The organism is Bacillus sp. MUM 13, assembly GCF_001866725.1.
In the GTDB taxonomy this organism is placed as follows: Bacteria; Bacillota; Bacilli; order Bacillales; family DSM-1321; genus Peribacillus.
The window spans coordinates 26,060-38,323 of the sequence record NZ_MLYQ01000064.1 but is presented as its reverse complement, the minus strand read 5'-3'; the positions used below and the strand labels follow the sequence as shown (position 1 = coordinate 38,323).

The 12,264-nt window shown below is 36.4% G+C and carries 10 protein-coding genes and 2 pseudogenes; 4 read left to right on the top strand and 8 right to left on the bottom strand.

Features of this window, described 5'->3' with window-relative positions; all coding sequences use genetic code 11:
* The first annotated feature begins 39 nt into the window (after window positions 1-39).
* Complete coding sequence (locus BIV59_RS15580; RefSeq protein WP_071352369.1) at window positions 40-1,266, top strand: MFS transporter; 1,227 nt, start codon at window positions 40-42, stop codon at window positions 1,264-1,266.
* 222 nt (window positions 1,267-1,488) lie between these two features.
* Here BIV59_RS15580 and BIV59_RS15575 read toward each other — a convergent pair whose 3' ends face one another.
* The gene (locus BIV59_RS15575; protein ID WP_071352368.1) at window positions 1,489-1,923 is read right to left on the bottom strand and encodes an NUDIX hydrolase; all 435 of its coding nucleotides are present in this window, start codon (window positions 1,921-1,923) and stop codon (window positions 1,489-1,491) included.
* 322 nt (window positions 1,924-2,245) lie between these two features.
* Here BIV59_RS15575 and BIV59_RS24090 point away from each other — a divergent pair.
* From BIV59_RS24090 to BIV59_RS15570, 3 genes and pseudogenes are all read left to right on the top strand, one after another.
* Window positions 2,246-2,503, top strand: a pseudogene (locus BIV59_RS24090) (IS110 family transposase); the annotation flags it as partial.
* Window positions 2,499-2,723, top strand: a pseudogene (locus BIV59_RS23740) (S66 peptidase family protein); the annotation flags it as partial. The pseudogenes BIV59_RS24090 and BIV59_RS23740, both read left to right, overlap by 5 nt.
* A 401-nt stretch (window positions 2,724-3,124) precedes the next feature.
* On the top strand, window positions 3,125-4,654 hold the full coding sequence (locus tag BIV59_RS15570; RefSeq protein WP_071352367.1) for an alpha-amylase: 1,530 nt from the start codon (window positions 3,125-3,127) through the stop codon (window positions 4,652-4,654).
* Here the strand turns inward: BIV59_RS15570 and BIV59_RS15565 are convergent.
* The 7 genes from BIV59_RS15565 to BIV59_RS15530 all read right to left on the bottom strand — a co-directional run bounded on the left by BIV59_RS15565 (window position 4,634) and on the right by BIV59_RS15530 (window position 12,253).
* Window positions 4,634-4,981: a sigma factor-like helix-turn-helix DNA-binding protein gene (locus BIV59_RS15565; RefSeq protein WP_240501921.1), complete on the bottom strand. Its 348-nt coding sequence runs from the start codon at window positions 4,979-4,981 to the stop codon at window positions 4,634-4,636. The genes BIV59_RS15570 and BIV59_RS15565 overlap by 21 nt on opposite strands.
* Before the next feature lie 1,217 nt (window positions 4,982-6,198).
* Window positions 6,199-6,939, bottom strand: coding sequence for a LytR/AlgR family response regulator transcription factor (locus BIV59_RS15555; protein ID WP_071352364.1), 741 nt, complete (start codon window positions 6,937-6,939; stop codon window positions 6,199-6,201).
* A gap of 126 nt (window positions 6,940-7,065) precedes the next feature.
* Window positions 7,066-7,389 (bottom strand): STAS domain-containing protein, encoded by a 324-nt coding sequence (locus BIV59_RS15550; protein ID WP_071352363.1) that lies wholly within the window; start codon window positions 7,387-7,389, stop codon window positions 7,066-7,068.
* Window positions 7,390-7,405: 16 nt separating this feature from the next.
* A complete protein-coding gene (locus BIV59_RS15545) occupies window positions 7,406-9,460 on the bottom strand; it encodes a flagellar assembly protein A (protein ID WP_481747439.1) in 2,055 nt (684 codons plus the stop codon).
* 15 nt (window positions 9,461-9,475) lie between these two features.
* Window positions 9,476-10,348 carry a PP2C family protein-serine/threonine phosphatase gene (locus BIV59_RS15540; RefSeq protein ID WP_071352361.1) on the bottom strand — a complete coding sequence of 291 codons (873 nt, stop codon included), beginning with the start codon at window positions 10,346-10,348 and terminating at the stop codon, window positions 9,476-9,478.
* Complete coding sequence (locus BIV59_RS15535; protein WP_071352360.1) at window positions 10,348-10,665, bottom strand: STAS domain-containing protein; 318 nt, start codon at window positions 10,663-10,665, stop codon at window positions 10,348-10,350. Before BIV59_RS15535 ends, BIV59_RS15540 begins: the two co-directional genes overlap by 1 nt.
* A 10-nt stretch (window positions 10,666-10,675) precedes the next feature.
* Window positions 10,676-12,253 (bottom strand): HAMP domain-containing protein, encoded by a 1,578-nt coding sequence (locus tag BIV59_RS15530; RefSeq protein WP_083392207.1) that lies wholly within the window; start codon window positions 12,251-12,253, stop codon window positions 10,676-10,678.
* Window positions 12,254-12,264 lie beyond the last annotated feature (11 nt).

The window sequence follows — 12,264 nt, the reverse complement described above, 5'->3', positions numbered from 1 at the left end:
TAACATATATGTGATATTTTTTTGTAGGGAGAGGATAAAATGAATACACAAGTATCGATAAAAAAACAAGCTTTAATAAGAAACAAGAAGTTTATGTCTCTAATGCTGGTTAGAGTTCTAACTGGACTATCCTTCGGCATTTACCTTTTAGGTGAGAGCTGGTATGTTGTCAACGAACATAATATGAAATCTTATTTGGGTATTATCCTTATGCTCACCAGTTTACCAAGACTGCTATTAATGACTTTTGGAGGTTTTCTTTCTGATAAATATAATAAAACAAAAATTATGTTTATGTCACTTGTTACAAGAGGAGTATTGGTGTTTATCTTAGTAAGTTTTATTATTATTGAAAATGTAAACATCCTAGTGATGCTTCCGTTTGCATTTTTCTTCGGAATATTTGATGCGATATTTTACCCAGCTAATTCATCTATAGTTCCAGAGTTAGTTGAAAGAGAAGAGCTTACCAGAGCTAATGGATTACTCCAATCGACAAACTTATTTTCAACAGTAGTAAGTCCAATCTTAGCCGGGTTACTATTATCAATCGGTTCCTTCACCTTCCTTTTTTCTATAACTGCCTTTTTTTTGTTGGTCGGTGGGATAGTTGTACGTCTTATTAATACATCAGTTCAGATACAACAAAATAAGAAAGAATCACTAATCGAAAATATCAAAACTGGATATAGCTTCGTAAGAAAGGATAAATTGCTATCTAGCCTAATGGCAATTATTTTTATTGTAAACCTCTTTATAGTTGGTCCAGTCAATATGGCTCTCCCAGTCATTGTTGATGAAAAGTTAGGAGCAAAGGTCCTAACTTTAAGTTATATGCAAAGCGCATTGTTCTTTGGGATGTTAGCTACAACGCTTATCTTTTCAATTAAAAATATAAGAAAAAAACGAGGGTTAATTATACTGTGTGCAATGATTTTATCAGGTTTCTGTGTTTTAGGTCTAGGTTTGATTAGTTACTTATTCCAAGGTTTATTGATTCTTGCTGCTTATGGTGCTTGTATTTCAGTCAGCTCTTTAATTATTGCAATCATTCAAGAAAATACTCCAAGTGAAAAAATGGGGAGAGTAATGGGGCTTACTTCTACCGCTTCACTTGGACTTACACCACTTTCTTATGGACTAACTTCTTTGGTATTATTCTTCGGAATTCCGATTACAGACGTACTAATTATTTGTGGGTGTGTTGTGGTTGTTATAACAAGTTATATAATGTGGAAATTTAACTCTGTTAGAGTGGCTGATTAGGTTAATACAAAACTTTTAAAACTAATTCCTTAAAAGTTGAGTTATTTGGCATAAGGCTTAGAACATTTTGATGTGAGCAGACATATTCGGCATGGGAGCTGACACAGCTCCCAAAAACATGATCGCCACCTTCAACTTTTGTACTTTTTTGACTACTTCTTCAACCGTACCTGCAACGTCTTTCCTTTTTCTTCAACATAAACAACTCCAATAATAAAGTATTTATGACGTATGAAATGGCATTAACGCCTCGGCATGTTTAATGCTTTTCCTTAAATAAATAGGTGAATTTGGATGGTTTAATATTTCTTCAGTAGTTAACCATAACACATCTTCTATCTCATCAGGACTTTTAGGATACGCCTCACCAGATTCATATACACAAAGAAAAACAATATCCACTACATGTTCATCAGTATCTGTAACGAAAGATGTACTGTGTACATAAGTTAACCTCTCTTTTACTTTCACACCGACTTCTTCTAAAATTTCACGCTTTACAGTTCTTTCTAATATATCTAATGAATCTCCTTCTATATCCACCTTACCTCCAACAAGGGAAAGCAGACCACCAGCATGTTCCTCTTTTTTACTTCTTTCTATTATTAGCCACTTATCATTTTTTCTTATAGCACCTTCAACATTTACGATAAACATTCTTAATCCCTCCAATAATTATTGTTTTTATCTTCTTCAAATTTCACTAATTTTCCTTCCAGTTACTATATTCTTCTAAACTGCCCTTCGAATTAAAGGTTACTGGTTGACCTTATTTATTTTGGTCTTATTATATCAGCAGCCAGGGTAGAACGTATCTGCCCGTGGGGCTTTGACCCCGTCAGCTAAACGGTTCGTCCCCTATTTGTAAAAAAAGATTGAGGCTGGTTGGGACTTAATCTCGTATAACAAGCGAAGCTGGGATACTGCATGGAGGATTAGGGGCTACTGGCAAATAACTAATTTAGGAGGAGATTTTAGAATGAATCCGGTCATTGGTCTGGATGCTTCAAAAGGGGAAAGTCAAGTTCAGGCATTTTTAGACAAAGGCAAACCATACCGTAAGAGTTTTAAGGTTTTTCACACTATAGAAGGTCTTGATTTACTTGTAGAGTTTCTGGAGGTAGTTTAGAGAGAAACTGGTAAGAAACCACCTATTGTTCTAGAAGCGACAGTACATTATCATTCCTCTGTTGTTCAGTACTTGGAGGACCGTGTGTATTTATTGATAATCCTGCATCGGTATCATTATGGGAGTATGTACGGGGTGTTCAGCCGCATACGGCACATCGTATCAAGATATAATCAACGAATTCATCGTTACTCTCGGTAAGCCACTGATCACTAACCTCGCAACTGGCCACGGTATTTATAAGGCTGCTATGCCGATTGGCGCGACGGTTAATCTCAATACAAGCAGTAATTCAATAACTGTCGTTGAACCTACGATCAGCATATAATCAGCGATTCAAAAGCCGGGTGCAATGCTATCTTCATAAGGAGGCATTCAGTCAACTTCCCCTACTTTTCTAATACTTCGGCTTGTCGAATTCTTCTAATTGCCTCCAGTTCGTGTTGTTATTGAATGACACGGTCTTCTCCCCATTCTGGTACCATAGCATCTTAAACCTTAGAAGGGTAGAAATTAACGTTCTTCCTGTCCATCCATAAATCAAAAAAATAGTAGACAGTTTTTTATGCAAACGCTATCATTTATTTGCAGCTCTGATTTTATTACAGATAATTCTAAGGGTTACTCTTCATCAGTCTGGCTCTGTTCACAATTCGGGAGGTGATTATTTCTTAAAGTCATAGTTAGCAGCTTCTCAAATTTAATATCAAATAGGAGGATGGTTATTTAATGATTCGGTTAAAAAAATGGTTATACGCCCTGAGTATCTCTGCACTGACAGCTGTAGGGATGATTCCTTCCACTCAGGCAACAGCAGCGAGTGTTAATGGTACTATGATGCAATACTTTCAGTGGTACTTGCCGGACAACGGCACGCTATGGAATAATTTGGGCAGCGATGCGGCGCACCTTAAAAATGTAGGTATAACTGCTGTATGGATTCCGCCTGCGTATAAGGGGGGAAGTTCCAGCGATGTGGGTTATGGAGTGTATGACAAATATGATCTCGGTGAATTTAACCAAAAAGGCACTGTACGCACAAAATATGGAACAAAAAGTCAGTTGGTCAGTGCAATTAGTTCACTGCATACCAACGGGATTCAAGTGTATGGGGATGTTGTTCTCAATCATTTGATGGGAGCCGACGGCGTACAGCAGTGGCAAGCTGTACAGGTTGATCCGAGCAACCGGAACAATACAATCTCCGGAGCGTACAACATCGGCGCTTGGACAAGCTTCACTTTCCCAGGTAGAGGCAATACGTATTCCAGCTTTAAATATGATGCAAATTCTTTTACTGGTGTAGACTACGACAACAATAACGGCCAGAATCATGTTTATCGCTTTACGAACAAAAGTTGGAATACTCCTGTTGATTCCGAGAACGGAAACTATGATTATCTTATGGGTGCTGACCTTGATTATAACAATGCAAACGTTGCAGCGGAAACAAATAACTGGGGAAAATGGTTCGTAAATACCCTAAATCTCGATGGTGTTCGAATCGATGCGGTCAAGCACATTAACTTTAATTTTATGAAAAACTGGGTTAACAATACTCGGTCCGCTACCGGAAAGAATCTATTTGCTGTAGGAGAATACTGGAAAAATGATTTAGGTGCACTCGAGAACTATGAAAACTCAGTTGGCTGGAATATGTCCCTCTTCGATACACCGCTTCATTACAACTTTCAAAATGCTTCTAACAGCGGCGGTGGCTACGATATGCGGAATATCCTAAACGGTACGATGGTGCAAAACCACCCAGTCCAAGCTGTAACACTTGTCGATAATCATGACACTCAGCCAGGACAAGCCTTGCAGTCACCTGTGCAGGACTGGTTCAAGCCTCTCGCCTATGCTACGATTCTAACGAGACAGCAAGGCTATCCAACTATTTTCTATGGCGACTACTATGGCGATACTGCCCACAGTCTAAAGTCCTTCCAATCTGTGATTGACAAGGAATTGAAAGCGCGTACACTATATGCTTATGGCACACAGCATGATTATTTCGATAATGCGGATGTGATCGGCTGGACTAGTGAAGGCGATTCTGCTCACACCAATTCCGGCTTGGCCACTGTGCTCTCGGATGGTCCAGGCGGCACTAAACGGATGTATGTGGGAACGTCACACAATGGCCAAGTGTGGCATGATGTTACAGGAAATCGCACTGATGGAGTTACTATCGATTCAAGTGGTTATGGGAATTTCTCGTGTAATGGCGGTTCGGTTTCAATCTGGGCGAACCAATAATATTCTAATAATAAAGGATAATATGTCCGCTTTTATCACGTTCAATGCTGATTTTTTCCATGATTTAACGGCGCTGGCTGAATAGCCTGTACCTTTTGCAATCTCCTGGATTGTAAGATTATCTTTAAATGAAAGCAGAACCCATGCTGCCTGCTTCGCTGTAAGAGATTCGCAGTAGGTTAATAAAATCTCTTCTTCAAGCGGACGATCATGAAAAACTGCGCTAACTTCATTTAACAGATCATCGCTGGCTGGTGTAAAGCGGGAGTCAAACCCACTGGCTTTGCATACCTTTAAAAATATGTAAATTCGCTCACCTGAAGGCATAGACAAACACAAAAAAGCTCCTATTGTAGATATGTTACATGTTTGTTCCCAAAAACAAACGATCTACAAAGGAGCATCAAAACCAATATTATGGTAGCTCATAAAACGGTTTTTAGTCAATGTTTATCTTTATTGCCTACAGAGGACTTAGCTTGTCCTCTCTTAAATTACGACAAAATTCTGTCATTCCTATTTTTTTTGCAATACATGTTCTATGTTGACCATCTCCAAAAGCAATATGGCCGCAATCATATAAGTAAGCGTTTATTCCCCTATCTTCCAGAAAAAGATTATTTTCAACAAAATAATCAGCCAAATTTCTGCAGTAATCAATACTTCCGTCTCCATATGATTGAGTTAAGGGCTTATAAAAGCAATATTCTTCCTCAGTTAATTCTAATGAACATTTACCAGTAAGAACTTTAAAGCAGTCGTACATACCCAATCTAAATGCTTATGAATAATTTTGTGGATTAATAGTTTTCATTAGTCTCCCCTTGAAATAATTATTTTTAATCCATTAATAAAACTTTTTCTTCCCAAATTAATATTCTGATCATTATAACCCAACTGTTTTAACATGGTATTTGGTTCCATCATTTTCCGAAGCTCTTTGGTTGAATTTAAGGGTTTTCATTTTTTAGTCTTCTGAATTTTCATCATTTCATCATTAGTTTATATCCTATGAAAGGGAAAAATGATTAGTTTTGTTTATTGGAGTGAGTTCCTCTCTTTCAGTACACTCGAACAATTTGATTTGAGCTCATTCCAAGATATAATTTCACATTGTTAATTACGACTTCTCTGAGACTTATTAAATGTGGGATTTAATGAAAAATCTAAATTTATTCCCTTTTCTACTTTCTTTTTTGTAATATTTAAATGTTGCTGAAGGCAATTTTGTAAGTCCTAAATAGCCTTCAATGTTACTCTAAACAACTCACTTTAGTTCTATTTTATAATTATAGACCAAGAGTTCATTCTATCAAATACCAACAGAGTCATTTAAGGTAACTAAATATTTAAAAAGCCATCGATTTTATCGATAGCTTAAATTAGGTTATTAATATATTTTTCATCATTTACATTTAATAAAAATTCAAATAAAAAAGGCTTTTAGAAATAACAAACACTTGAATATAAACCAATGTCCACATGCTAGTGCTATTGATTTTCAATCAAAGTTTTTCATTATAACTTGATGAGTAGAGACTCAATTACATTGGGAGATTGGAGATAATTTCTTGCACTTCATTAAACTTCAACTTAGAAATTTGGGCAGTTTTCTTGCTCTCGGAGAAATGGGCATTAAAAGACTCTCCAATTGTTTGTATATTTATTATTTTTTTTAAATTTACCAGAAATGATCGATGCGTTTTAAAAAAATATAAAGGTAAGCTAGATCCAATAATCTGCAAGGAATCACTAGTTTCATAACTTGTTACCACAGTATGTATTATGGACTTACGGCCTTCTCTTTCAATAAATAAAATATCATCTAAAGGGAGATATAAGTACGAACTTCCTGTTTTGAGTGTTAACTTTTTAACAACATTACCCGATTGTTTTTTTTCGGTTTCTTTTTGGAAATGAATGATTTTTTTTGCCTTTTCCAAGGCGGTGCCAAGCCTTGATATTTCAATCGGTTTTATCAAATAATCTATTGCCGACAAAGCAAAGGCCTCTACTGCAAATTCATCAAATCCTGTCGTGAAAATGACATTTAAATCGGGCATAAATTGTTTACATACTTTTACAGCTTCCATTCCACTCATGCCTGGCATATTTATATCGACTAAAATCAAGTCTGGAGTAGTTTTCATGATTGATTGAACGAGCTCTTCACCAGTAGATACTTCCCCTGTTATAATAAAATCAGGAAATAATTCTATGAAATGCTGGAGAAGAGTCCTAGATGTTTGATCATCATCAGAAATCACTATACGCAGTTTGTCCACTCAGCATTACCTCAATCCTCAATTATCCTTTTATAGAGAATATCGGTTTCCCCTTAAAAAGTTTACATAAAAATGCAGAAAATGATAGGAATGTCCTACCGTATTCCTCCCTGTTCCACTTATTATTTATGAACAAAACAATTCTTCTCCTAAAATATCGGACAGTTGAATAATATCAAAAATATCTTTCACTTGGGGCTGGATGGCCGAAATCTTAATATTAACCTGTACTTTATCCTTTTTTAAGGAATCAATTAAATTAATAAGCAGCCCTATACCTGTAGAGTCTACGAACGGTACTTCGGAAAGGTTAATGTCAATGTTATGAAATGGCTTCAAAGATGGTAAGATTTCTTCGTCCATTATTTCCGTAATTTCTATATCTAAATCTCCATGGAACCAAATTATAACCTCATCTTCGTTTAAAGGTATACTTCTGAAGGTAAACATAGTTACCATCTCCTTTTTAATAAATAATTTTTCCGTTGCTATCCAGGCTGGCCTCCATATTTTTTATATGTTCATTTAATTTCTTTTTTATATTTCCGAATTGGATGATGGTTCCTTCTCTTGCAGATTCAATCTTGATTTTCTTGTCGTTAGGAACAATAATATGGGTGATAATCCCGCCCTCTGAACCTGACTCCTTTATATAAGCCCCGAGCCTAGCATACACTTCTCCACCTCGAAGCACTCCATTTACATTTAGATGCCCTCCTGAGTGTATTTTTGTATTATAACAGCCCTGTCCTTTGATTGTTACATTCCCGCTGCAATATATCGAACTATTTAACGCATATTTCAGATCAATCGAGCAGTCTTCATCATTATAAGAACGATTTTTATTTATCAATTCGTTAATGGTTTTATATAAATGTTTCAGTTGTTCACTTGTATGCCACTGATTTGGTACAGAAGAAAGAAAACTTAAGCGAAGCTGTTCTGCTAGGTTTGAAAATTCTGACTGTAACATCTGTTTTTCACGCTCACATAACTCAATGTATTGAGTTATTAAATTAGGTAAATTCCTAAACTTAATTTCTGACAGCAATTTAATTAAAGGATGCAATCCTTTTTGTTGATGATCCGTTAATTTAAATGCAGGCTCTTTCAATAATTGCTCAATTGATAATAGAAATTTTTCTACTTGAATTTGAATTAAATCCAAAGTATGTATTAATTCAGATAGAAGATAATTATTATGGCCGGAAGACAAGAAACTGCTGATTGCATTTTGATGGATAACTATTGAGGATTTTGAAATGACGGTCGCCAAATTGGTGTTCTTAGCGATCATTACATGACCATCAGCTTCCACATGCATGTTTTCTTGAACGTTACCGAATATATCGATATCGCCTTTGAAACGAATATTTCCTGTCGACATATCAACATCGCCTGTATGAATTAATTTTTGTAAAATGGAGACCTTAGTTAGATTCCCATTTTTCTCGATGATTGGCCTGCCAGTCTCTGTAGCTACAATTTTAGTAGAGTTTTCAATTAAGGCTATACCTTTGCCAGGCTGTATCAGTATAGGATAAACTTCTTTGGCAGGAATGAGCTCATGTGTTACTGTCCTTCCAGGAATGCCGGGAACCGGAGGGACTATAATGCCAATCACCTGACCCTGATTGACTGTAGGAAAAAACTTCATTTCTCTAAAGTCTATCGTTCCATCAGGTCTTACCGCCGGTCCATTATCTTTCCCTTTCACATCAGCCACTATTTGAAGAAAACCATTTTTCCCTTCTTGAGGCTTTACCCCGCTTGCAATAACAAAGTCTGCAGTTTCTTTCGTGTTTACAGCTGACATAATTTCTTGATGATTTAACCCCTGAGTGATGTTTAATGATTCTAATTTTTCCAGGATATCTTTGTATCCTATATCATTTTGAATGACGTAATGTTCCTCAACCTGCAATTCAATATGAACATCAGGCATTAAATCCTTCACTTTACGGTGGATAATCCTCCCCGGTTCAATATGTAAGATTGCATGCACTTTACTTTTATCAATCGTTACATTCCATTTCGTTTCACTTTTATCTTCCATCACTTGAATGTCAAATCTGTCTTCCCTGGAGACAACAGTGGTTCCATTAATTTTCTCTTTATTCTTAAAAAGAGTGACTCCTTTACCAACGGAAATCGTAGGATACATTAGATCACAGGGCTGGATATGAATCTTCCCATCTTTCACCCAAGCTTTTCCGTCAAGATCCGGATTTTTAAATGAAGAATACTCTGGATCATTCTTCATTTTTCTTTCAGCTATATTTGATTCGACATCAATATTTTCTATGAGGCTCTCAATAGTTTCGACAGGCGGTAAGGGTTCTTGTTCCTTAGCAGCAGCCCCGCTATTCACTGTGAGCTTTACTACAGCCGGCTTTATCCGAAAAAGGCCTTTGGATTCTTGCTGAATTACCTCTATTGTTACGGATTCCTTTCCTACCCCCAAAATGGATAAGCCGCTCTCAATAGCTTCACTTACATTCTTCCCTTTTGATAGTATCATTTGAGCCATTTGAATCTACTCCTCTATATTCATGACCGGAGAATTATAACTGGATACATTGCTTTTATCTTTTTGGATCTTCAGTAAAACCATCGTAATATCATCCTTTTGCGCTGTACCCTCCGCAAACGCATTAATAGCATCTATCACCGCACTACCAAGCTCATCTACTCCTTTGGTACAATTATTATTCAAGGTTTCAATGAGTCTGTGAAGATTAAATTGTTCCTTTTTTTTATTAACGGCTTCTATAATGCCATCCGTGTAAAAGAAAACAATATCCTTATCATCTAATTGGATACACTTCTCCTGGTAGACTTGATTGATAAGCCCACCAACCATAATACCTGATACACGGGGAAGTTCATTGATTGTCTCTTTCTCACCGGAAATATGAAGGGGCATACAATGCCCTGCACTGGCATAAGTCAATGTCTTGGTACTCGGATCCCAGTCAGCACAGAATAAAGTCACGAATGACTTCAGAGAACGTAAGTCATTGTAAAGAGCTCTGTTCATGGCAGTTAAGGTATCTCCAGGACCTTGTGTACTTTCTGCCGCACTGCGGAAGGCACCACGTGTCAATATCATGAGCATCGCTGCGGGAATGCCCTTTCCCATCACATCACCGATCACTATTCGAAGTTTCCCATTTACTAATGGATAAAAGTCGTAATAATCTCCGCCTATTAACCGGGCTGGAAGGGACGTGCCGGTAACCTCTCCCCCCCCTACTTTTGGTGTTGGTCCGTTAAGCAACTTTGTTTGAATATTTCTGGCTAAATTAATTTCCCTCTGCAGAGTTTTGTCCATAATTGTGGGTTCTCCATCATTTTGACTTTTTCTCTCCGGTTCCTGATGCAAAAAGGATAAACTATCTAAGAACATCAACAAGCCTCCCCTTGAATGGCCTCTAATATTTTAAAAACACCCACTGTTTCTAAGATTTCATGTGTTTCTTCATCAAGACCCTTTATTTCAATTGTAAAGTTTGCTTCTTGAGATTGATAAATTGCTTCTATAATGATGCCAATTCCTGTTGAATCAATAAATTCCAAATCAGAAAAATCAAAAATTAATTTATCAACTTCATTTCCTAACTCTAAAAAAGGCAGGATTCCATTTATAGTGGATATATCTAAAATTCCAATAATTTTTAAAATCACTGTGGTTTGAAAAATTTCTTTATTCACTGTTAACGACATAGAAATCTCCTCAAAGTTTAAATTTCCTCATAGATTCAAGCATAATATTAGCGATATTTGACAATTCACTGGATTGCAGGTATAAGGATTGAAGTAAATCTGATAAAGTAATCGTAAAATCGGTTGTGGCAGATGTACGGTCATTTGCAACTTTTTTCATTTCTTCTATTTGTTTTATAATGGCAGTGGCATCACTGTATTGGGGTTGTGTTTGTATAAACTCTATAAGTTTATTTAAAAACTCTACAATCTCACCATGCTGATCCCTTGATTTAAGCGTAGCCTCTGTTGATATCTCATACATTTTTGTAACGGATTGGGATGCTTCTGCTTCTAATAGTAAAGAGAGCTGCTGTGTTTTGGCAGCTTGTTCTCTTGTAGCGCTAACCGTTTTATTGAAATAGGATGCCATCTCATTGACACTTTCAGAAAGATCTCCTAACTCGCTTTTATCGTTAAAAGTACTTTTTGCCGTTAAGTCGCCTTTTTCAAGCTGTCCAATTTGGATTTTTATAGCTGATATCCTTCCATATACTACATTGAAGAATCGAGCGGTTAATAAAAACAGTGCCATTAATGATACAAGCCCCGTCACAATTAATATGATGGAATGGCGATAGAGCGGACCGCTCAACATTTTATAATCCAAGGCTACATATACTACATTTCCATCTTTGGCAGGCAAAAACAGCTTGTAAACTTTGTCGCCATCATAACTATTTATATAATGTTTATCTATTGGCTTATTTTTTATGATTTCCGCCAATAGCTGTTTATCTCTTTTATCTTTATAGCTATACTCCCCATAGACGACCTTCTTTATAGGCGGGAAGAGTTTTGTCTCTAGTTTCGGATTTTCAAATACACTCGGATTTAAAACACCGATTTCTTTGATAAAAGTATTTTTTTCTTTAATTTTATCAATCCAGGTTTCAGGTCCTACTTCTTTGGTGAAATGGTAAATTTCATTCGCCTCGATATAGGGATTTATTATGTAGTCCCTTCCAGGTTTAATCAAATAAGCATATTTATAATACCTAGGGTTACTTTGGGATCCTGATTGTGAGATGGGCAGTGCAAACATATTTTTTGCTGAATAAGTCGCCTCTGAAGGTAGCCTTTTGTTTTTATAAAGGCTATCAAGCGCCTTAAATCCATCGTTATAGCCGATTTTTTTAAAGCTGAATCCTATTTCTGAATGCTCAGTAGATTTGACACCTACGATGTCATTTCCTTTTTTTGCGAATAAGGTTATTCCAGATATCCCAAGCTCTTTTTTTATATTGATCAATTCTTGATTGGATATCTCGCTCGAGGACTGATTATTTAGTTTTTCAGCAATTAAATTTCCGTAATTTCCCAAACGTAAGTCTATCTGGTGTTCAATGGATTGTGAAGCCAGGTTCGTTTCATCCATACCCAGTTCAATGCTTTGGGATATAACGGATGCCTTGTTATTGACATTTTCAGTAATTTGGCTTTTGATAAAATACAACTGCACTAAACTGGAAATCATAATAATGACTAGCAGGACAATAACTAATCTGGTTAAAAACTGAATTCTTAATGAATTTGATTTGATCTTCAATGATAGTTCCC